Source organism: Actinomadura sp. J1-007 (genome assembly GCF_009793335.1).
Taxonomy (GTDB): Bacteria; Actinomycetota; Actinomycetes; order Streptosporangiales; family Streptosporangiaceae; genus Spirillospora; species Spirillospora yumaensis.
Genome location: NZ_WING01000001.1, coordinates 4,372,248 through 4,393,994, shown reverse-complemented (window position 1 = coordinate 4,393,994; position 21,747 = coordinate 4,372,248). Strand labels below are relative to the sequence as shown.

Annotated in this window: 16 protein-coding genes and 1 pseudogene; 10 read left to right on the top strand and 7 right to left on the bottom strand. The window is 75.8% G+C overall.

The features are described from left to right. Nucleotides 1-266 precede the first annotated feature (266 nt). From GEV43_RS50570 to wecB, 3 genes are all read right to left on the bottom strand, one after another. Nucleotides 267-2,540, bottom strand: coding sequence for a glycosyltransferase family 1 protein (locus tag GEV43_RS50570; RefSeq protein ID WP_241683677.1), 2,274 nt, complete (start codon nucleotides 2,538-2,540; stop codon nucleotides 267-269). 86 nt (nucleotides 2,541-2,626) lie between these two features. Next, entirely contained in the window at nucleotides 2,627-3,343 is a 717-nt protein-coding gene (locus GEV43_RS20010; RefSeq protein ID WP_175250099.1) for a hypothetical protein, read from the bottom strand. Beyond that, nucleotides 3,340-4,458, bottom strand: a complete 1,119-nt coding sequence (gene wecB, locus GEV43_RS20005) for a non-hydrolyzing UDP-N-acetylglucosamine 2-epimerase (RefSeq protein ID WP_160821986.1) — start codon at nucleotides 4,456-4,458, stop codon at nucleotides 3,340-3,342. The genes GEV43_RS20010 and wecB overlap by 4 nt, the downstream gene beginning before the upstream one ends. Before the next feature lie 24 nt (nucleotides 4,459-4,482). Here wecB and GEV43_RS20000 point away from each other — a divergent pair, with 24 nt between their 5' ends. The 3 genes from GEV43_RS20000 to GEV43_RS19990 all read left to right on the top strand — a co-directional run bounded on the left by GEV43_RS20000 (nucleotide 4,483) and on the right by GEV43_RS19990 (nucleotide 8,517). Then, nucleotides 4,483-5,973, top strand: a complete 1,491-nt coding sequence (locus GEV43_RS20000; protein WP_160821985.1) for a glycosyltransferase family 4 protein — start codon at nucleotides 4,483-4,485, stop codon at nucleotides 5,971-5,973. Nucleotides 5,974-5,995: 22 nt separating this feature from the next. Further along, nucleotides 5,996-7,258, top strand: a complete 1,263-nt coding sequence (locus GEV43_RS19995; protein ID WP_160821984.1) for a nucleotide sugar dehydrogenase — start codon at nucleotides 5,996-5,998, stop codon at nucleotides 7,256-7,258. Between the two features lie 140 nt (nucleotides 7,259-7,398). After that, on the top strand, nucleotides 7,399-8,517 hold the full coding sequence (locus GEV43_RS19990; RefSeq protein WP_160824655.1) for a glycosyltransferase family 4 protein: 1,119 nt from the start codon (nucleotides 7,399-7,401) through the stop codon (nucleotides 8,515-8,517). Between the two features lie 1,242 nt (nucleotides 8,518-9,759). Here GEV43_RS19990 and GEV43_RS56170 read toward each other — a convergent pair. Further along, nucleotides 9,760-10,182 (bottom strand): annotated as a pseudogene (locus GEV43_RS56170) (PQQ-binding-like beta-propeller repeat protein); the annotation flags it as partial. A gap of 550 nt (nucleotides 10,183-10,732) precedes the next feature. On the opposite strand from GEV43_RS56170, the gene GEV43_RS19985 reads away from it, so the two are divergent. From GEV43_RS19985 to GEV43_RS19955, 7 genes are all read left to right on the top strand, one after another. Continuing rightward, nucleotides 10,733-11,323, top strand: a complete 591-nt coding sequence (locus GEV43_RS19985; protein WP_160821983.1) for an HD domain-containing protein — start codon at nucleotides 10,733-10,735, stop codon at nucleotides 11,321-11,323. A gap of 185 nt (nucleotides 11,324-11,508) precedes the next feature. Continuing rightward, entirely contained in the window at nucleotides 11,509-13,065 is a 1,557-nt protein-coding gene (locus GEV43_RS19980; protein WP_309239731.1) for a serine/threonine-protein kinase, read from the top strand. Nucleotides 13,066-13,160: 95 nt separating this feature from the next. After that, nucleotides 13,161-13,922, top strand: a complete 762-nt coding sequence (locus GEV43_RS19975; protein ID WP_160821982.1) for a hypothetical protein — start codon at nucleotides 13,161-13,163, stop codon at nucleotides 13,920-13,922. A 29-nt stretch (nucleotides 13,923-13,951) separates the two neighbouring features. Continuing rightward, the gene (locus GEV43_RS19970; RefSeq protein WP_160821981.1) at nucleotides 13,952-14,431 is read left to right on the top strand and encodes an SRPBCC family protein; all 480 of its coding nucleotides are present in this window, start codon (nucleotides 13,952-13,954) and stop codon (nucleotides 14,429-14,431) included. 65 nt (nucleotides 14,432-14,496) lie between these two features. Next, a complete protein-coding gene (locus tag GEV43_RS19965) occupies nucleotides 14,497-15,243 on the top strand; it encodes an acetoacetate decarboxylase family protein (RefSeq protein WP_309239730.1) in 747 nt (248 codons plus the stop codon). Between the two features lie 16 nt (nucleotides 15,244-15,259). Further along, the gene (locus GEV43_RS19960) at nucleotides 15,260-16,012 is read left to right on the top strand and encodes an SDR family oxidoreductase (protein WP_160821980.1); all 753 of its coding nucleotides are present in this window, start codon (nucleotides 15,260-15,262) and stop codon (nucleotides 16,010-16,012) included. Between the two features lie 134 nt (nucleotides 16,013-16,146). Further along, a complete protein-coding gene (locus tag GEV43_RS19955) occupies nucleotides 16,147-18,816 on the top strand; it encodes an ATP-binding domain-containing protein (RefSeq protein ID WP_160821979.1) in 2,670 nt (889 codons plus the stop codon). A 66-nt stretch (nucleotides 18,817-18,882) separates the two neighbouring features. Here GEV43_RS19955 and GEV43_RS19950 read toward each other — a convergent pair whose 3' ends face one another. From GEV43_RS19950 to GEV43_RS19940, 3 genes are all read right to left on the bottom strand, one after another. Then, the gene (locus GEV43_RS19950) at nucleotides 18,883-19,737 is read right to left on the bottom strand and encodes a glycosyltransferase family 2 protein (RefSeq protein WP_160824652.1); all 855 of its coding nucleotides are present in this window, start codon (nucleotides 19,735-19,737) and stop codon (nucleotides 18,883-18,885) included. A 23-nt stretch (nucleotides 19,738-19,760) separates the two neighbouring features. Continuing rightward, entirely contained in the window at nucleotides 19,761-20,462 is a 702-nt protein-coding gene (locus GEV43_RS19945) for a CDP-alcohol phosphatidyltransferase family protein (protein ID WP_241682969.1), read from the bottom strand. A 204-nt stretch (nucleotides 20,463-20,666) separates the two neighbouring features. Then, nucleotides 20,667-21,722: an iron-containing alcohol dehydrogenase family protein gene (locus GEV43_RS19940; RefSeq protein WP_164717240.1), complete on the bottom strand. Its 1,056-nt coding sequence runs from the start codon at nucleotides 21,720-21,722 to the stop codon at nucleotides 20,667-20,669. Between the last annotated feature and the right edge of the window lie 25 nt (nucleotides 21,723-21,747).

Below are 21,747 nucleotides of genomic sequence, written 5' to 3'. Positions count from 1 at the left end.
GGCGGCGGGGCTCCGCGTAGCGGCCCGGCGGCGGGGCTCCTCGCACGCCGCCCCGTGGCGGGGCTCCTCGCACGCCGCCCCGTGGCGGGGCTCCTCGCACGCCGCCCCGTGGCGGGGCCCCACGTACGCGGCCCGGCGGCAGGGTCCCCACGTACGCGGCCCGGCGGCGGGGCTCCACGCACCCCGCCCGGCAGCGGGGCCCCACGTACGCCGCCCGGCGGCGGGGCCCCACGTACGCCGCCCGGCAACGGGCCGGTCGCGGGGGCTCAGCTGACCCGGGCGGGGTGTACGGGGGCGGGTGGTCTTGCGAGGAGGTCGGTCCATTGGCGGCAGACCTCGTCCAGGCCGTACGCGGCGCGGACCTGGTCGCGGGCCAGGGTCCGGTCGGCCTCCCAGCGGCCCTCGGCGACCGTGCCGGCGATGGACGCGGCCATCGCGGACGGGTCGGCGTGGATCCAGCGCGGGTCGTAGATGGTGTCCGCGCCGGGCCAGCCGAGCAGGACGGGGACCGCGCCGGACGCCATGCCCTCCGCCGGGGCGAGGTGGAAGCTCTCGTCGTCGCTGGTGGACAGCACGAACCCGATCCGCCGCAGCCAGGACGCGACGTCCCGCCCGTACGCGTCGAACACCACGCCGCCCGACAGCAGCGGCGACCGGCGGATGCGGCGGAACACGCGCTCGTAGTGCTCGCGCTCGTCGTCGCGCTGCCAGATCCACCAGTACTCCCACGGCAGCTTCGACTTCACGAACAGGGTGAAGCGCGGGTCGTCGCGGCGCAGCTCCTCCAGGGCGTCGAGCGCGAGGTCGAGCCGCTTGCGGGACGGCGCGATGCCGATCATGCCGAGGTGGTGCTGCGCCCCGGCGAGCTTCGGCCGGTCGAGCTGGTGGTCGTCCACCCAGTTCGGGACGGGCCGGACCTTCGCGGCGGGCCAGCCGGTGATCTCCCGGGTGAGGTCGGCGTAGTGCGGGCTGACGCAGACGACCTCGTCCACCGCGTCGATGTCGAGGTGCTTCGGCCACCCGGCGTACAGCTCGAACCGGTGCAGCCGGACGACGAGCCGCTGGCCGGGGCGCTTGTGCCGGGCGTACCAGAGGGCGTTCGGGCCGCACCACTCGCAGATGACGACGTCGGCCCAGCCGATCAGCGCCTGCCCGCGGTCGGGGTCGTGGACCTTCAGCGCCTGCCAGTGGTCGACGCGCACCTCCATGTCGGGCCGTGACCTCAGGTAGTCGAGCAGGCGGGTGAAGAACTTCAGGTCGTGCCCGGCGACGCCCACCCGTAGCTTGCGCGGCTCGTTCACCGCGAGCGTCCCCGCGCCGCCGTCGGTGCTCGCGCCGAGGCCCGTGCCCGCGCCCACGTCGGCCATCAGGTCGCCCGTCAGGCCGTCCGGCAGGCTCTCGGGGAGCACGCCGTCCGGGCCGGCGCCCGCGAAGGCGCGGGCGGCGTCGAGGACGCTCTCGGACGGGGCCGGGAACGCCTGCTCCAGGTAGCGGACGAGGCGTCCGGCGGCGGCGTCCAGGGTGTACTCGGCGGCGGCGGCGCGGCAGCGGTCGACGGCCAGGGTGTAGACCTCGGGGTTCTTGCCGATGAGGGCGAGGGCGTCCACCACGTCGTCCTCGGACGCGGCGAACAGCGGGTAGTCGGCGCCGAACAGGCGCTCGTGCATCGGGGTCCGGTTGAGCACGACGGGGACGCCGAGCGTGCCGCACTCCAGGACCTTGGTGGACAGCTCCAGGCTCGCGTCCAGCTCCGGGTGCCGCCACGACAGCCCGACGTCGCAGCCCGCCGTGAGCCGCATCGCCTCGGCGCGCGGGTGGCCGCCGTGCCAGACGACGCCGCGCCCGGTCTCCAGCGCCGTCCGCATCCGGGTGGCGAAGCCCGGGTCCTTCGGATCGTCGTGGATCTTGTCGCCGACCATGTGCAGCTCGGCCTCGACGCCGCGCACGGCCAGCAGGCGCGGCAGGGAGGTCATCTCGTAGGTGTTCCAGCGCGGCGCGAACTTGCCGGTGTAGACCAGCCGCAGCGCCCGGCCCTCGGGCGCGCCGTCCGGCCGGGCCGCGAGGCCCTCGGGCAGGACGACCACGGGCGGGAACAGCGCGCACTTGCCCGCCGCGGCCGGGACCGCGCTCTCCAGGAAGCCGCGCAGCTCCTCGGTCTGGCACAGCAGCGTCCGCGAGGCGTCGGCGATGCGGCGCAGCTCGCCCTTGCTCGCGCCGTCGAACTCGCCCGCCGACTGCGGGACGTCGGTGAGGTAGGTCCACAGGCGCCCGGCGAGCGGCCCGCCCGCGAGCTTCCCGGCGAGCCGCCGCCCCCGCACCACGACCAGGTCGAACGGGTCCTCGGCGTCGATCCGGGACAGGATCTGCCCGGCGACGCGCGGCGGCATGCTCTGGCCGGGGTCGACGAGGCCCTCGGCGTGCGGGGCGCGGACGGTGACGCCGGGCAGGGCGCGCAGCGGGTCGATGAGCCGCCCGGTGCGGACCGGGGCCTTGAGCACGAGGGTCACCGCGCATCCGGCGCGGGCGAGCGCCTGCACCATGCCCTGGGCCCAGATCGCCGAGCCGTCGATCAGGTTGAGATCGACGTCGCCGTAGACGAGGGCGCGTGGTCGCACTGAGTGTCCCTTCAACGAACGAGCCCGGCGAGCTGGGCGGGCGTGGTGGCGGTCGCGTCCCAGTCCAGGACGGCGAGGGTCGGCGGCGGCGCCTCGCCCCACAGGACGAGCGGCAGGCCCCGGCCGCGGGCCAGCTCCCGCACGTCGTGCAGGGCGCGGTCCCGGTCGTACATGCCGGGGGTGCCGAGGTAGGCCCACGGGCCCCCGGGCTCCCCGGCGGCGGCGTCGACGACGAGCACGTCCACGTCGGCGGTGTCGAGCGCGATCGTGGCGTCGTGCGGGTACAGCGAGACGACCCGCGCGTGCCCGGCGAGCACGCCCGCGGCGGCGCGGCCGAGCACCCCGGCGACCACCGGCCCGTCGTACGGCGCGGCGACGAGGAGGCGGTCCTCGGGGCGGTCGACGTGGTCGAGCTGGATCCGCTCGCCGTCGCGGGTGGAGACGGCGACGGTCGGCGCATGCCGCTTGCGCCAGAGCCGGTACAGCTCGCGCGGCAGCCGCACGCCGCGCCGCTTCGGGTTGCGGGCCGCGCCCGCGACGAGCCGTCCGAACTGGAGGGTGGTGGACGTCTCCAGCGCGTCGAGCCGCCGCTCCAGCTCCTGCACCCGCGACTCGCGCTCGCGCAGCGTGGCGCGCAGCCGGGCGAGCTGCCGGTTGGCCTTGGCGGCGGACGCGGCGCTGCGCGCCCCCGCGGCGCGCACCTGCTCGTCCCTGTCCTCGCCGGTCACCGGGCCGCCCCGTACTCGCCGAGGAACTCCATGACGACGTCGGCGATGCGGGGCCCGGCCTGCCCGTCCCACAGCGGCGGCCTGCGCTCGGCGCGGGCCGGGTCGTCGCCCTCCAGGGCCTTGCGCGCCTCGGGGACGAGCTCCTCGAACGTGACGAGCCGGTTGGTGCCGTGGGTGATCGTGATGGGCCGCTCGGTGTTGGGCCGCACCGTCAGGCACGGCACCCCGAGGATGGTGGTCTCCTCCTGGAGCCCGCCGGAGTCGGTCACGACCGCCGCCGCGCCCCGTACGGCGGCGAGGAAGTCGATGTAGCCGAGCGGTTCGAGGACGTGCACGCGCGGGTGGGCGTCGAGCCCGGCGGCCAGCAGGGTCGCCCGGCCGCGCGGGTGCACGGGGATCGCGACGTCGGCGAGGTCGGCGACGCCGTGCAGGTGCCCGACCAGCTCGGCGGCGATGTCGGGCGCGTCCACGTTGGCGGGCCGGTGCAGCGTCGCCAGGACGTACCGGGCGGGCAGCCCGAGGCCGGCCCGGACCCGTCCGGTGTCGAACGCGTCGAGGTTGCGCAGCAGCGTGTCGATCATCGGGTTGCCGACCAGGTGGGCCCGTTCCACCGGCACGCCCTCGTTGGCCAGGTGCCCGACCGCCTCCGGGCTCGTGACCAGGCACAGGTCGGAGAGCTGGTCGGTGAGCCGCCGGTTGACCTCCTCGGGCATCGTCATGTCGAACGAGCGCAGCCCGGCCTCCACATGGGCGACCGGGATCTGGAGCTTGGCCGCGACGAGCGCGGCGGCGATGGTCGAGTTCACGTCTCCGTACACGATGACCAGCGCGGGTGAACGGCTCGTGAACTCCTGCTCAAGCCCTGTCAGCAATGCGGCCGTCTGCGCGGCGTGGCTGCCGGATCCGACGCCGAGGTTGACGTCCGGCTCGGGCAGCCCGAGCTCGGTGAAGAAGATCTCCGACATCCGCTCGTCGTAGTGCTGGCCGGTGTGGACGACGGCCTGCTCGGCGCCCCTGGCCGCCAGCGCGTCGATGACCGGTGCGGCCTTGACGAAGTTCGGCCGCGCCCCCAGGACGTGCACGATAGGCGCCAACTCGATTTCCCTTCTGTTCATCGGGGTCGCTTACGCTCGCCCGCCGTGCTCACCAGACCCTTGGACAAGAGGTCCGTGCTGAAAAGGTCCGTCTACCTGCCGGGACTCGCCTGGCGCCAGTTCCGCGACGATCCGGCGCGGACCCCGCGCCTCGCCGTCCGGCTGCTGGCGCGCGCCGCGCCCGGCCGGGCGGGCGTCCGGCTCAGCCGGTCCCGCCTCGCCGTCCCGCGCCCGCGCTCCGAGGCCCGCGAGTGCGCCGAGCTGCGCGCCCTGCTGGCGCACACGCCCCCGCCCGGCCGCCCCGCGCGGTCCGCGTCCGGGCCCGGCGTGCTCGCGTTCGTGACCAACGCACTGCCCGCCACGAACGCCGGCTACACCGTCCGGACGCATCGGATCGCGGTCGCGCAGCGCGAGATGGGCTTCGACACCCACGTGGTCACGCGCCTCGGCTACCCGCTCAGCCAGGGCGTCGGCGACACCAGGCCCCGCGTGGACGTGGACGGCGTGCCGTACCACCGGCTGCTGCCGTGGCTGCCGCCCGGCGACCCGGTGCGGGCCGTGGAGAAGGCCGCCGACCTCGCCGAGCCGATCGTCGGCGAGGTCCGCCCGGCCGTCCTGCACGCGGTCAGCAACCACCTCAACGCCGCCGTGGCGCTGGAGCTCGGCCGCCGCCACGGCCTGCCCGTCGTGTACGAGGTCCGCGGGTTCCTGGAGGACTCCTGGCTGTCGCGCGACCCGTCCCGCAGCGAGGACGACCCGTTCTACCGGCTCACCCGCGAGCTGGAGACGCGGCGGATGAACGAGGCCGACCTGGTCGTCACGCTCGGCGAGACCATGCGCGCCGAGATCGCCTCGCGCGGCGTCCCCGACGGCAAGATCATCACGGTGCCGAACGGGGTGGACGGCTCGTTCCTCGAACCGCTGCCGGACGGGTCGCGACTGCGGGCCGACCTCGGCATCGCCCCGGACGCCCCGGTCGTCGGCCTGACCTCGTCGTTCTACGGCTACGAGGGCATCGACACGCTGATCGACGCCGCCGCGCTGCTGGCGGCGCGCGGCACCGACGTCACGCTGCTGCTCGTCGGCGACGGGCCCGAGCGCGGGGCGCTCGAACGCCGCGCCGCCGAGCGCGGCGTGCGCGCCGTGTTCACCGGCAGGGTGCCGATGGATGCGGTTCGTCGGTATCACGCGGTCCTCGATGTGTTCGCGGTCCCCCGGCGCGACGACCGGGTGTGCCGGATGGTGACGCCCCTGAAGCCGATCGAGGCGATGGCCGGGGGAATCCCAGTAATAGCAAGTGATGTCAATGCTCTGCGTGAAATGGTCGAACCGGGTGTGACCGGCACGTTAACACCTCCCGAAGATCCGGAAGCATGGGCGAATTCCCTCGACCGGCTCGTTTACAGTCCGGAAGTACGTAGAAAAATCGGACGGTCGGCCCGCGAATGGGTCAGCGCCGAACGCACCTGGCGGGCCGTCGCGGTCCGCTACCGCGAGGCGTACGCCGCGCTGGGCGGCCGTGAACCAGGACCGTGAACTCGCGAAGGGAGCCACCGGCGTGGATCTGGTGGTCATCGGGCTCGGCTACGTCGGGCTGCCGCTCGTGCGGGAGGCCTGCCGGGCCGGCCTGCGCGTCGGCGGCCTCGACCGCGACGCACGCGTCGTCGCCGGGCTGAAGGCGGGGCTGTCGCACGTCGACGACGTCTCGCCCGCCGAAGTTGAGGACATGCTCGCCGCCGGCTTCGTCCCGAGCACGGACGAGGCGGTCCTGGAGGGGGCCAGGACCATCGTCATCTGCGTGCCGACCCCGCTCTCGGAGGAGGGCGGACCGGACCTGACCGCGGTGCGCGGCGCCGCCGGGACGGTCGCGCGCCTGCTGGAGCCGGGGACGCTGGTCGTGCTGGAGTCGACCACGTACCCGGGCACGACCGACGAGGTCGTCCGGCCGATCCTGGAGACCTCCGGGCTCGTCGCCGGGGAGGACTTCCACCTGGCGTTCTCGCCGGAGCGGATCGACCCGGGCAACCCCGTCTACGGGGTCCGCAACACGCCCAAGATCGTCGGCGGGCACGGGGCGGCCTGCGCCTCGGCCGCCGCCGCGTTCTACGGCAAGTTCGTGGACGAGGTCGTCCAGGCCAAGGGCACCCGCGAGGCCGAGATGGCCAAGCTGCTGGAGAACACCTACCGGCACGTCAACATCGCGCTGGTCAACGAGATGGCGGTGTTCTGCCACGAGCTCGGCATCGACCTGTGGGACGCCATCGACTGCGCGGCGACCAAGCCGTTCGGGTTCCAGGCGTTCCGGCCGGGGCCGGGCGTCGGCGGGCACTGCATCCCGATCGACCCGAACTACCTGTCGTACAAGGTCAGGTCGCTCGGCTACCCGTTCCGGTTCGTGGAGCTGGCCCAGGAGATCAACGACCGGATGCCGCGCTACATCGTCGAGCGGGCCCAGCAGCTCCTGAACCGCGAGGGCCGCGCCCTCAAGAACGCCCGGGTGCTGCTGCTCGGCGTGACGTACAAGGCCGACATCGCCGACCAGCGCGAGTCGCCCGCCCGGCCCGTCGCGCGGCGCCTGGCCCGGCTCGGCGCCGACCTGGCCTACCACGACCCGTACGTCAAGGACTGGCAGGTCGAGGGCTGCCAGGTGCGCAACGCGGGGACGGACCTGGTCGCCGCGCTGGCGGACGCCGACCTCGCCATCGTGCTGGCCGACCACGCCGCCTACGACGCGGCGACGCTGGCCCGGCACGCGCGGCTGCTGTTCGACTCCAGGGGCCGCACACGCTCGGTCCGGCACGGGGCGGTCGAGCTGCTCTGAGCGCCGCCGCGGGCCGCGGCGGCGGGTGAACGCCCGCCCACGGGCGTGCATCCGCCCGTCGAACGGAATTCATCCGCAATTTCCATGCACGGCAAAGAATCCACCGTGGGCGATTATCGGCACCTTCCGGAGTGAGTGGAATGCGGGTCTGCGTTTGCACGGTCGTGCACCATCCCGAGGACGCACGGATTCTGCACCGGCAGATCCGCGCGCTGATCGACGCGGGCCATGAGGTCACCTATATCGCCCCGTTCCGGGCGTGCAACGTGACCCCGTGGCGGGAGATCAGCCCGGTGGACGTCCCGCGCGCCACCGGCCGACACCGGCTGCGGGCCCTGCGCGCGGCGCACCGCGCGCTGGTCGAGCACTCCGCGTACGCCGACCTGGTGCTGCTGCACGACCCCGAGCTGCTGGTCTCGCTGCCGCGCCCCGTACGGCGCCGGACCGTGGTGTGGGACGTCCACGAGGACACCGCCGCCGCGCTGTCGGCCAAGGGCTGGGTGCCCGCGCCCGCCCGCCCGCTGCTGCGCCCGGCCGTCCGGCGGCTGGAGAGCCGCAGCGAGCGGCGGCACCGGCTGCTGCTCGCCGAGGAGGGCTACCGGGCCCGGTTCCGCGACCCGCACCCGGTCGTCCCCAACACCACCTACGTCGCCGACCTGCCGCCGGGCCCGCCCGACGACCGCCGCGCCGTCTACGTCGGGCACCTGTCGGTGGCGCGCGGCGCGCTCGACATGATCGAGACGGCCCGGCTGCTCGCCCCCGAGGGCGTCACCGTCGAGCTGATCGGCGCCGCCGACCAGCGGGTCCGCCCGGCGCTGCGCGACGCCCAGCGCGAGGGCGTCCTGCGCTGGTACGGCTTCGTCCCGAACGACCGGGCCCTGCGCATCGCCGAGGGCGCCATGGCCGGGCTCGCCCTGCTGCACGACGAGCCGAACTACCGGCACTCGATGCCGACCAAGGTCGTGGAGTACATGGCCCGCGGCATCCCGGTGATCACCACGCCGCTGCCGCCCGCCGTGCGGATCGTCGAGCCCGCCGGCTGCGGCGCCGTCGTCCCGTTCGGCGACCCGCACGCCGCCGCGGACGCCGTCCGCCGCCTGCGCGCCGACCCCGAGCTGCGCGTCGGCCAGGGCAAGCGCGGCTACGAGACGGCGCGGGCCCGCTACCACTGGCCCGCCCACGCCGAGAGCTTCGTCGCCCACCTGGAGAGCTGGGCGGGCCGCTCCACCCCCGCCCCCGAACCCGAACAGGCCCGCTGACCAGCCTGCTGACCAGGCCCGCCGGCCTCGGCGTTCAGGGCGGGGGCGGTGGAGGCGGGTGGCGACCGACTTGGCGAGGCTGACGGCCGTTCCGCTCGTGCGGTTGGCGTCGATCACGATGATGTAGCGGTCCACGCGCATGGCGATCGTTCCGGCGGTGGGGCCCAGCTCGTACACCTCGTCGCCGCCGAGGTCGGTGCGGCGGCGCGCCTTGCTCTGGGTGGACTGGAGCGCGTCCAGGAGGCCGGAGGCGGCGGAGCCGGTGGGCGCGACCCAGCGGACCGAGATCCGCAGCGTGCGGTCGGACGACTCCGACTCCCCCAGGCCCGCGTCGTCGGGTTTGCCCGCCGTTTTCGAGCCCTTGGGGGCAGGGGAGCCCTTGGTGCCGGACGGCTCGGGCTTCGGGCGTTCCGGCTCGGACGAACCGGGGGCCAGGTCGCCGTTCGGGCTGTCCGCGCCCGGCTCCCCCGCGCCCGGCTCCCCCGCGCCCGGCTCTCCCGCGCCCGGCTCCCCCGCGCCCGGCTCTCCCGCGCGCGGTTCCCCCGCGAGGGTTCGTTCGTCGCGGGGACGGTCGCCCGGCCGGGCCTTCGCGCGCTTCCTCGGCTCCTTGGCCTCGTAGGCGCACGTGACGGGACGCGGCAGCTTGACCGTTCCCACGACGGCGCGGCCGGGACGGGTCTCGTAGTCGTCCATGCGGACGGCGGCGAGGTCGGGCCTCTTCAGCAGCCCGCACGCGTCGGGCCAGTCGCTCTCGGGGACGCCGCCCAGCTCGGCCGGGCCCGTCCCCGCCGGGCCGCCGCGCAGCGCGACGAGCCGCGCGGCGCCGTCCGGGCGGGGCGCGGCCTCGGGCACCGCCACGTACAGCAGGCCGCCCGCCGCCGCCAGCCACGGCCGCACCCCGTCGATCTCCGGGTCCACCGCGAACGGCGCGGGCGCGGTGCGGGCGCCGCCGTACGTCGGCTCGATGATGTCGACCCCGGCGGGCAGCAGGCCCTCGGCGAGCCGCGCCCGCAGCCCGTAGATCCGGTCGCCCGCCTGCGCGAACGCGGCGTACTCGGGGGCGTCGCGGCTCCACGCCCGGCGGCCCGACGCCACCTCGACCGCCTCCAGGCGGGACGCGCCCTCCGGCTCGCCCCGCGGGTGGTACGACACGACGAGCCGCCCGTCCAGCAGCGCCCCCGGGCAGAGCGTGCCGTCGCCGCACACGGCGTCGCCCGGCCACTGCGCGAACTGCTTGCCGTCCCGGTCGTACGCCCGCAGCGCCGAACCGTCCGCCGCGAGCGTGACGCCCTCGACCATCGCCACCTCGGGTGCGCCGCGCGACCCGAGCGGATGGTTCCAGCGGACGCGGCCGTTCCGCGGGTCGAGCGCGATCAGCCGGGACCGGCCGGGGCAGTCGAGCGCGACCACCGCGAGGTCCTCGCCTCCGGCGGCCGGGCGCGCCCTGCCGTCGAACAGGGCGCACCGCGCCGGCAGCCGCATCCGCCACACGCGCGAGCCCGTGGCCGCGGACCGTCCGTACAGCTCGCGCCGCCGCTCGTCGGTGGTGAGCACCACGTCCTCGGCGGCGGGCCAGCGCAGCGTGGCGCGCCCGGCGGCGGCCGGGTGCTCGGCGTCGCCGCGCCGCCACAGCAGCCCGCCCGACAGGGCGTCGAGCCCGACCATCTGCCGGTCGCCGCGGTCGCCGTCGCGTTCGAAGTAGGCGACGAGCCGGGCCCCGGTGGACGCCCAGCCGAGCAGCGTCCACCCGGCGCGGCGGTAGCTCCAGCGGTCGTCGCCGGTCCGGGCGTCGCGCACCTCCAGGCCCCGCCCCGACGCGGTGACCACCTGGCCGTCGGCGACCTCGTAGGCGACGCTGTCGTACGCGGCGACGGGCCCGTGGTGGATCCGCGCCGTCCGCTCCCAGCTCACCGTGAGCGGGCCGGGCGGCGGGCCGATCTCGCCCTGCGGCGCGACCGGCCGGGTGGTGACGGTGTGCCGCACCTGCCACCACTCGGCGTTCAGGACGAACCGGTCGACCAGGACGGCGCAGAGCGCGAGGGCGAGGGCCCCCGAGAGGACCCCGGCCGCCAGCCGCCACCGCCTCGCGACCACGCCCGTACCGCCTCCCCTGCTCCAGCTCCGCGCCCGGCCTCGTACTGTGCTGCGTGAGCGACTCCCACCATGCCGTGAACGCGACGCCCGCGCGACACGGGCCGGGCAGAACGGAGGAACCGTGGAGGTTTTCACCTCGTGGCGGACGTGGGCCGAGGCCCGCGCGGCCCTGCCCGTCGAGCCCGCGGCGCTGGACGTCCTCGACCGGGCGGCGGCCTCCGCGCAGCGCTGGCACGGCGAGCAGCGGCGGCCGACGGGCGTCCCGTACGTCGAGCACCTGCTGGAGGCCCTGGAGGCGATGGCGTGCGGCGCGGGCGTCACCGACACCGGCGTGCTGGCCGCCGTCCTGCTGCACGACACCGTGGAGGACACCGACGCGACCGTCCCGGAGATCGAGGACGGGTTCGGGCCGGACGTCGCCGAGCTGGTGGACTGGGTGACCAAGCCTCCCGCGGCCGGCGGCGGGAGGCAGGCCAAGCGCGCCGCGAAGTCGGCCTACCTGCGCCGCCTCGGCGACGCCCCCGACCGGGCCGTCCTGGTGAAGCTCGCCGACCGCGTCAGCAACGTGCAGCGCCTCGACCGGATGCCGCCCGACTTCCAGCGCCGCTACTACGCCGAGACCGTCACCTACGTCATGCCGCTCGCCCGGCCGCACCCCTGGTTCGCCGCCTGGTACGAGGACTGGCGGGAGACCTACGCGCACCTCCGCTGACGGGCCGCCCGCCCCGCATCAGGGGTCCGTTTTCCGACCTCATCCGATACGTTGAGCCCCCTTGCGCCGCACACGGCCGCGCACGCCGTGCGCACCGCGTGGGCGTACGCGTGCGCGGAGGGCCGTACGCGGGCGGCCGGTGCGGCGACCGGCCAGGGGGACGGCCGAGCGGAGGAGCACGCCCAGTGCACGGACACACGCAGTTCGGGGGACCCCTGCCGTCGGGGACGCGTCCGCTCGCGTCCGGCGACCCGGCGTCGATCGGGCCGTACGTCCTGCTCGGCGGGCTCGGCCAGGGCGGCATGGGCGCGGTCTACCTCGCGGCGGACGGCGCGGGCCGCCGGGTCGCCGTCAAGGTCGTCCGGTCCGAGCTGGCCGCCGACCCCGCCTACCGGGCCCGCTTCCACGACGAGGTACGGCACGCGCGGCGGGTCGCGTCGTTCTGCACGGCCGCCGTGCTCGACCACGGCGAGGACGCCGGGCGCCCGTACCTGGTCACCGAGTACGTGGACGGCGCGCCGCTGTCGGACCACATCGGGGAGCACGGGGCGCTGCCCGCCGGGACGCTGCACGGGGTGGCGGTCGGCGTCGCGGCGGCGCTGACCGCGATCCACTCGGCGGGCCTGGTGCACCGCGACCTGAAGCCCGCGAACGTGCTGCTGTCGATCTCCGGCCCCCGCGTGATCGACTTCGGCATCGCGCGCGGCGTGGGCGAGGGCTCCGGGCACACCGGGTCCGGGGTCGTCGTCGGGTCGCCGGGCTGGATCTCGCCCGAGCAGGTCCGGACCGGCGAGGTGACGCCGGCCAGTGACGTGTTCGCGTGGGGCTGCCTGGTCGGGTTCGCGGGCATCGGACGGCACCCGTTCGACGGCGCCGACCCGCGCGCCACGAGCGACCCCCTGGTCATGGCCTACCGGGCGCAGGAGCGGCTGTACGACCTCGGCGACCTGGCCGAGCCGCTGCGGACGCTGGTGGCGCGGGCGCTCTCGCCCGACCCCCGGGCGCGTCCGGCCGCGCAGGATCTGCTGCTCGCCCTCGTCGGCGGTACGCCGCGCCCGCGCGAGCCCGAAGCGGCCGCGACGCCTGAGGCGTACGCCTCGTTCGAGCCGCCCCTCGACATCCTGACCGCCGCCGGACAGAGCATCGACGCGACCTGGCGGCCGGAGGACCTGCCCCTGTGGACGCCGCCGGGCGAGCCGCTCCCGCCGCCCGCCGCGCCCCCGCCCGTGGACCCCGCCGCGGCGGGGCGCGGGCGGACCCGCGCGTGGATCCGCCGGGGCGTGACGCTGACCGTTCTCGGCGGGGTCGGCGCGGCCGGGCTCGCGATCCACCTGGAACGCGCGCGGCCAGCGGAGGGCGAGTTCGGCAGGCCCGCCAGGGACGGCGAGTTCACCTTCGAGGCTGCCCCGCCGGAGTGCGACGTGAAGGTCAAAGGCGTCCGGGCGCAGGACGGCAAGCTGTGCCGGCTGCGCCTCACGGTCACCAACACCGGCGTCTCCGCGCGGGTCCTCGACCCGGCCGAGCAGCGCCTGCGCGGCTCCACCGGGTCCGGGGAGGGCGCGATCGCGCTGTTCAAGGGCACCGTGCCGAACGCCAGGTCCAAGCTCCCCGTGCGGTCCGTCGCGACGGGCGCGTCGTTCACCGGCGTCCTGGTCTACGACGTGCCGCCCGGCTTCAGCCCGTCCGCCGTCGAACTCCATGTGGACGGCTCCAGCAAGGGCGTCCGCCTCCCCCTGCCCTGACGGCGCGGACGGCCCCGACGGCGCGGACGGCGCGCGCCGGTCCGGCACCGGCCATCGGTGATCAAGGACGGTCCGCCGTCGGTAGCTTGGTGCGGGTGCCGACCCCGATCACCCGACCGGACCACCCGCTGGCCCCCGCCGCGACGCCGCCTCCCCCGCCGATGGGCGCGGGCGCGCGGATCGCCCGCGCGGTGGGCGCCGTCATCGGCGTCCAGGCCGTCGCGGCGTTCGCCACGCTGCTGATCCTCAACTCGTATCGGCGCAGCGCGGCCGGATGGCTGCTGCCCCTCGTCGGCGCCGCCGACCTCGCGGCGACGGTCCAGATCGGGTGGCTCGCCGCGCGCGAGATCGCCCTGACCCGGGGCCGTACGGCCGCCGCGGCCTGGACGGGCCGGGTGCTGGCCGTGCTGGTGATCGCGGGCGTCGCGGCGGGCGGGCTGGCGGCCTGGCGGCACCTGCACCGCCCGGCCGAGGGCGCGTTCGGGACGCCGGTCAGGGACGGCGGCCTGACGTTCACCGCCTCGCCGCCGCGCTGCGGGACCGCGATCAAGGGCGTCAGGTCCGGGAACGGGGCGTTCTGCCAGGTACGGCTGGTCGCGACCAACACCGGCACCGCGCCGCTCGTGCTGGACGCGACGGCGCAGCGCCTGGACGGCTCGCGGGGCGGGCACGCCGGGGCGATGCTGTTCGCGGGCGGACGGCCCGGGCCGCGGACCCGGGCGTTCGCCAGGCCGCTGCCCGCCGCCGCGTCGTTCGAGGGCGTCCTCGCGTTCGACGTGCCGAGCGGGTTCCGGCCTGAGGCGCTCGAACTGCACGAGGGCGAGGGCAGCGAGGGCGTGCGAATCCCGGTCGGCTGAGGGCCGGGACGGTCTGGGACGATGCGCCCATGGAACGCGAATGGGTCGCCGAGGAGAGCATCGTCGTACCGTCCGGCCCGAGGGAGGTGTACGCGGCGGTCGCCGACCCGCGCCGGGCCGGGGAGTGGAGCCCCGAGGTCTTCGCCGTCTGGGTGCGGGGCGACGCCGTACGGCCGGGCCTGCGGTTCGTCGGGTTCAACCGGCTCGGCTGGCGGATCTGGTTCACCAACTGCCGGGTGACGGCGGCGGTTCCGGGCGAGGCGTTCGCGTTCCGCGTGTCGAGCTTCGGCATGGCGGTGGCGCTGTGGGGCTACCGGATCGAGGACATCGGGGACGGCACCACCCGGCTCACCGAGTACTGGGAGGACCTGCGGCGCGACTCCCGCGGCGCGGCCCTGGTCTCCCTGCTGGGCAGGGTCTTCACCGGCGTTCCGGCGCCGGAGCGGGCGGCCGTCAACCGCAGGGGCATGCGCACGACCCTCGAACGGATCAGGGCCGCCCTCTCCTGACCCGTTCGCGCTCAACCGAGGCCCCGCCCTTTCCTCCAAAACAAGAACCTGTTCTACTAAGCGGTGTGACATCCGCGTCCGACGCTCATGTGATCCAGGGTGAGAAGGTCACCCTGCCCGTACGCATCCGCGACGCCGCCGTGGCCTCGGCGATGTTCGCCGTGCCCGCGGCGGCGGCCCAGGCCGTCATCGCCTACTCGGGGCTGGAGATCGCCGAGCCGCGGCGGGGGCGGGCCGTCTGCTCGCTCGCCTTCGTCCGGTACGCCGACGGCGACCTCGGCCCGTACCACGAGTTCGCGGTGGCGTTCCTGGTCCGGCCGCCCGGCGCGCCGCCGCCGTCCGGCCCGCTCGGACGGCTGCGCGGACTCGCCGGGGTCGGCGCGTTCATCCACTGGCTACCGGTCAACCAGCCGTTCACGCTGGAGGCGGGCCGGACGATCTGGGGCTTCCCGAAGGAGCTGGCCGACATCCCGCTGGACCTGTCCGGACGGGTCCGGCGGTGCGCGGTGCGGTTCGACGGCCGGACGGCGATCGAGCTGGCCGTACGGCCCGGAGCGCCCCTCCCGAACGGCGCGGGCGCGCCCCGGCTCGACGCGTACTCCTGCATGGACGGGGTCACGCGCCGTACGCCCTGGGAGGTGCGGCCGTCCGGGGTCCGGATGCGCCTCGGCGGCGCCGCCGTCCGCCTCGGCGACCACCCGGTCGCCGAGGAGCTGCGCGGCCTCGGCCTCGACCGGGCCCGCGCGCTGAGCACCGCCACGGTGGGGCACCTCGCCATGACGTTCGAGGGCGCCGCCGAGGTGCGCCCATGACCGAGAAGGAGCGAGCGTGAGACGGACGGCCCTGGTCACCGGGGCCGCGAGCGGCCTCGGCGCGCTCGCGGCGCAGCGCCTCGCCGCCGCGGCGTGGGACGTGGTCGCGGTGGACGTGGACGAGCCCGGGCTCGCCCGCACGGCCCTGCGCTCCCCCAACATCCACGTCCGCGCCTGCGACGTCGCCGACTCCGGCGCGGTCGCGGCGGTGGCGGCCGAGGCGGGCCCGGTGCACCGGGTCGTGCACGCCGCCGGGATCGGACCGCTCGGGCCCGGCCTGGCCCAGCCCCTCCCCGAGGTCGAACGGGTCGTCCGGGTCGACTACCTCGGCACCGTCCACGTCGTCCGGGCCACGCTGCCGGGGATGCTGGAGCGCGGCCGGGGCGAGCTGGTGCTGTTCTCCTCGCTGGGCGCCTGGGTCCCGTCCCCGCGGTCGTCGGCGCACTCGGCGGCGAAGGCGGCCGTCAACGCGTACGCCGAGTCCCTGTGGATGGAGCACCGCGGCGAGGGCGTGGAGATCCGCTGCGTCTGCCCGAGCCCGGCCGACGGCCCGCTACCCCGCCCCAGTTCCGAACAGCGCGCCGCAGGCGACTCCGCGCCCGCCGGAACGCCTCCCGGAGCCGTACTGGACGCGGTCGAACGTTCCCTCGCACGGGCCGGCGAGCTGTACGTGGTGCCCGGCCCGCTGGCCCAGGCGACGGTGCTCGCCAAGCGCTACGCGCCGGGGCTCCTGCGCGCGTTCCTCTCCCGCGCGACCGCCCCGCGCTGATCCCCCGAGGGCCCCGGGGGCGGGTGCCACCGATCACGGTGAACGTCGGCGGAACCGCATAAGCTGTCTCATTCGCCCCTGCGAGGGGCGGCCGGAGCACAGCCCGGTGAGCACAGCGTGAGGGAGCAGCCTGCATGTCGTCCCCGGTCACGGGCCGGACGTCCGGTCACGGCGGCACGGTCAAGGACCAGGAGATCGCCGCCGAGCAGCGCTACGTCGACACGGCGTACGAGCGGCTGGAGGAGATGCGCGCGGACGCCCAGGCCATGATCCGCGAGGGCTACCGGCAGTCGCTGGCGGGCACCAAGGGCTCGCTGGTCGACCGCGACGCGATGGTCCACCAGGCCGCGCTGCGCGCCCAGGCGCTCGACGTGGCCGACGACGGCCTGGTGTTCGGCCGCCTCGACCTCGCCGCCCGCGACGCGACCGGCGGGCCCGGCGGGCCCGGCGAGCCCGGGGGACCGGGCGGCGACGAGGGGGACGCGACGGGCGGCGGCGACCGCCCCGGCCGCGTCGAGAACGGCCGCGAGGTCCGCTACATCGGCCGGATCGGCGTCCGCACCCGCGACCACGACTCCCTGGTGATCGACTGGCGGGCGCCCGCCGCCGAGGACTTCTACCGCGCCACCCCCGAGGACCCGCGCGGCGTCGTCCGCCGCCGCGTCCTGCACTCGCGCGGCCACGCGGTGGTCGACCTGGAGGACGACCTGCTCGACCCCGAGGCGTCCGAGGGGCTGACGGTCGTCGGCGACGGCGCGTTCATCGCCTCCCTCGCCCGCGCGCGCGAGGGCGCGATGCGCGACATCGTCGCGACGATCCAGCGCGAGCAGGACGAGGTGATCCGCGCGCCCGCCGACGGCACCGTCCTGGTGCGCGGCGCCCCCGGCACCGGCAAGACGGCGGTCGCGCTGCACCGCGTCGCCTACCTGCTGTTCCGGCACCGGCGGCGGTTCGGCTCGCGCGGCGTGCTGGTCGTCGGCCCCAACCCGCGCTTCACCGCCTACATCGAACGCGTCCTGCCGTCCCTCGGCGAGGGCTCGGCGACGCTGCGCTCCCTCGGCGACCTGGTCGACGGCGCCACCGCCACCGCGCACGACGCCCCGGCGCTCGCCCGCCTCAAGGGCGCGGAGCCGATGGCGGCCGTGCTGCGCCGCGCCGTGACCGACCACGCGCCCGGCGCGCCCGACGAGCTGCGGGTCGTCTTCAAGGGCGTGGTGGTACGGCTCGACCGCGCCCGGCTCGACAAGGTCCGCGCCGAGGCGCACCGGCGCAGCCGGGGCAGCGTCAACGCCGCGCGCGGCCGGGCCGCCGAGCTGCTGCTCGACGCGCTGTGGGAGCGGTTCGCCGACCTCGGCGGCCCCGACGCGCCCGAGTCCGCCGAGGCCGAGGCGACCGGCCTGTGGAGCGCGATCCTCGCCGCCGACGGCCTCGCCGCGATCGACGAGGCCGAGTCCGGGACGTCCGCCAACGGCTCGCGGGGCGGCGGCCGTCCGTCCGGCAACGGCGACGGCACGCGCGGACGGTTCGACGCGCGGGTGCGCGAGCAGCGGGCGTTCACCGACTTCCTCGTCGCCTGGTGGCCGATCCGCCGGCCCGCCGACGTGCTGCGCTCCCTCGGCGACCCCGACCGGCTGCGCCGCGCCGCGGGCCGCGACCTGGACGGCGACGCCGTCCGGGCGCTCGCCGCCTCCTGGGCGCGGGCGCTGCCGGACGAGGGGCCGCCCGCCCTCACCTACCAGGACGTCGCGCTGCTCGACGAGCTCGACGCGCTGCTCGGCTCGCCGCCGCGCCCGTCCCGCCGCCGCGCCCCCGCCGAGGGCGACCCGTACGTGGTGGACGGCGTCAACATCCTCACCGGCGAGGAGGTGGCCGACGAGACGTGGGAGCCGGAGATGCGCGAGCTCACCACGTCCATCGAACGCGTCGAGCGGTCCCGCCGCGTCGACGACGGCGTGGTGGAGGAACGCCCCGAGTACGCCCACATCGTGGTGGACGAGGCGCAGGACCTCTCCCCCATGCAGTGGCGGATGCTCGGCCGCCGGGGCCGCCAGGCGAGCTGGACCGTGGTGGAGGACCCCGCGCAGAGCGCCTGGGAGGACCTGGCCGCCGCCCGCGAGGCGATGGACGCCGCGCTCGGCGGCGACCCGCCGGCCTCCCGCGGCCGGTCCCGCCGGGGCCGTCCGAAGCGTCCCGCCAAGGCCGCGCCCCGCCGCGCCCGCCACGAGTACGAGCTGACCACCAACTACCGCAACTCGACCGAGATCGCCGCCGTGTCGGCCCGGGTGCTGGCGCTGGCCCTGCCCGAGGCCCGTCCCGCGCGCGCCGTCCGCACCTCGGGCATCGACCCGGTCGTGCGCGTCGTCGCGGAGAACGGCCTCGCCGCGTCCGCCCGCGCCGCCGCCGAGGAGCTGCTCGGCCGGGTCGAGGGCACGATCGGCGTGATCGTCCCCCTGCCGCCCGCCGAGCCCGCCTCCGAGAGCGCGGGCGAGGCCGACGGCCAGACGGCGCTGTCGTTCGACATGGAGCCCTCCGCGCCGTCCGACGTGGAGCCCTCCGGCCCCGCCTGGACGCCGGCCGTCCGCGACCGCCTCGCGGACGGCCTGCCCGAACGGGTGCAGGTGCTCGACGTCCTGGAGGCCAAGGGACTGGAGTTCGACGCGGCGGTGATCGTGGCGCCCGAGACCGTGGCCGCCCAGTCCCCCCGGGGCCTGCGCGTGCTGTACGTGGCGGTCTCGCGGGCCACGCAGCACCTCACCGTCCTGACCGCCGACCCCCGCTGGCGCACCACCCTCCTCCCCGGCTAACGCCCCCGGGACGACGAACGCCCCGGCACGCGCGAGGCGGCCGGGGCGGAACGTGAGGGCGGAGGGTCAGATGATGGGCGGACGGCCCGTCCGGGTCATCCGCCAGGCGGTCCGCCACGAGATCGGGCGGCGCGGCCCGGCGGGCTTGCGCCAGCCCTCCACGAAGCCCTTGAACCAGGGCTTGAGCGCGCTCGGCCTCCGTTCGCGCAGCAGGGTCATCCCGACCCACACCGCGAGGTACGGCAGCGCGAGGAGCCACGGCAGGTTGCGGCGGGCCAGCCACACCCGGTTGCGGGCGTTGTAGCGGTAGAACATGTCGTGCCGCGTCGGCAGCACCGCCGGGTGGAACATCACCGCGGACGCGTCGTACACGATCCGGTAGCCCGCGTTGAGGATCTGCCAGGCGAGGTCGGTCTCCTCGTGGGCGTAGAAGAAGTCCTCGGGCAGGCCGCCGCCCGCCTCGTACGCGGCCCGGCGGACCGCGCAGGCCCCGCCGAGGAACGTGGTGACCTCGGACGACCGCTCGGGGTCGCCCGCGCGCAGCCGCGGCACGTGCCGCCGCTCGCCGCGCCCGCCCTCGGGGTCGCGCACCCGGAACGACACGACGCCGAGGCCCGGGTCGGCGGCGAACCGGTCGCGCAGGTACGTCCCGAGCCGCGTCGACCGGTACCAGCCGTCGTCGTCGAGGAACAGCACCACGTCGCCGCAGGACGCCTCGACGCCCCGGTTGCGCCCGGCGGGGATGCCCACGTTGGACGGCAGGCTGAGGGTCTTGACCCGCTCGTCGTCGAACGGCGCGACACCGGCCCGTTCGCCGACGGGATCGACGCCGTTGCCGACGAGGACGACCTCGACGTCGACGTGCTCCTGCTCCAGCGCGCTGCGGACGGCGCGGGCCAGCTCTTCGGGACGGTTGCCCATCGTGAGGACCACGACGGAGAGTTTCACTTCAGCCTCCGCGACGCGAGGATGCTGACCAGGTGCAGGAGGGTCTGGACGACGGCGACGACGGCGACGGCGACGGCGAGGACGCGCATGGCCGCGGGGGTGTCGGTGCCGAGCACCACGTCGAGCGCCGCCGCCGCGAGGATCAGCAGCGACAGCTCGACCGCGCCGATGATCCGGTGGAAGCGCAGCATGGACGCCGCCTGCCGGGCGAGCGCCATCCCGGTGGAGCGGGGCCGCAGCGCCCGGTCGCCCCCGGCGGGGTCGGCGGGCAGGTTGGACTTCGCCCGCGCCACCACCACGTTGTCGGTCTCGGCCTTGATCAGCGCGGCGCCGAGCGCGGCGAGCATCCCGAGCTCGACGTAGCCGCCGGTGCGCCAGCCGCCCTGCGCGGCGAAGCCGAGCCCGATGAGCAGCGACACCTCCGACAGGTAGTGGCCGATCCGGTCGAGGAACACCCCGGCGACCGAGGTCTGCCTCAGGTAGCGGGCGACCTCGCCGTCCACGCAGTCCAGCAGCAGGTAGAGCTGGATCAGCACCGCGCCGCCGAGCGCCGTCCACAGCGCGGCGGTGCCGGTGGCGGGCAGCGACACCACGAGCCCGGCCACGACGCCGCTGGCCATCATCAGGTAGGTGAGCTGGTTGGGGCTGAGCCCCATCCGCAGGAAGACCCAGTCGAAGTAGGGCGACAGGTCGCGCATGTAGAGGCGGCCCGCCCAGTGCTCCTCGTTGCGGCGGTCCTTCAGGCCGGGGGGCTGGCCGTAGCGCCGGATGTCGGCGACGCGGGCCTTGCGCCGCGGCGGCCTCGCGTCGTCCGGGGGCCGGCGGAACCGGCGGACGCGCCGCCCGCCGCCGTCGCCGCACCGGGCGCGCCGGGCGTTCCGCCGGGGAGGTCCGCGGGCAGCTCAGCCCCCATGGGCCTGGACATACTCTTCCACCGCCTTGAGGGTCGCGCCCTTGTCGAGGCCGAGATGCTCCAAGATCGTATAGCGGCCGGGCCGGGTCCGCGGCGCGTACCGGACGGCCTCGGCGAACTGTTCCACGCTCAGCCCGACGTCGCCCGGGAAACGCGGAAGCCCGTGCCGGCCGAGGCAGGCGAGGATCTCCTCCAGGCGTTCCGCGCCCTCGCCGAGGTGGGTGGCGCGCAGGTGGTAGCAGAACGCGGCGCCGATGCCCGCCAGCTCGCCGTGGTTGCCCGTGCCGGGGAAGAGCTGGTCGATCGCGTGCATGATCTCGTGGTCGCCGCCGCTGGCGGGCCGGGAGTCGCCGGCGAACGACATCGCCATGCCCGACAGCACGAGCGCCTCGGCGAGCACGGTCAGGAACCGGTCGGAGTCGATCGTCCCCGGCTGGTGCAGCAGCGCCTCCGCCGCCGTGCGGGCGACGGTCAGCGCCATCCGGTCGACCTTCTCGCCGCACTCGGACGAGGCGAGCAGCCAGTCGTCCACGGCGGAGAAGTTGCTGACCACGTCGCCGATGCCCGCGCGGACGAGCCGTTCGGGGGCGGCGCGCACGTAGTCGAGGTCGACGACCATGGCGAGCGGCATCACCACGCCGAACGAGCCCTTGCCCTTGTCGTGCTGGAGCGAGGCGACCGGGGAGCAGATCCCGTCGTGGGACAGGTTGGTCGCGACCGACACCATCGGGATGCCCGACAGCGTCGCCGCGTACTTCGTCGCGTCGATCGTCCGGCCGCCGCCGATGCCGACGACCGCCTCGTACGATCCGGCGCGCAGCTTGGAGCCGAGGCTGACCGCGGCGTCCACGGTGCCGCCCTCGACGTGGAAGACCTCGCAGGACTCCAGGGAAGGGCGCACGTGCTCGGCGATCTGGTCGCCCTGGCCGGGGCCGACCGCGATGGCGACGCGTCCCTCGGTGGCGATCCGCCTGTCGGCCAGCAGCTCGCCCAAGGCGGCGATCGCCCCGGGCCGTACGTCGATGGACAGCGGCGCGGTCAGCATCCGCGTCAGCAGGGGCATGGCCCTC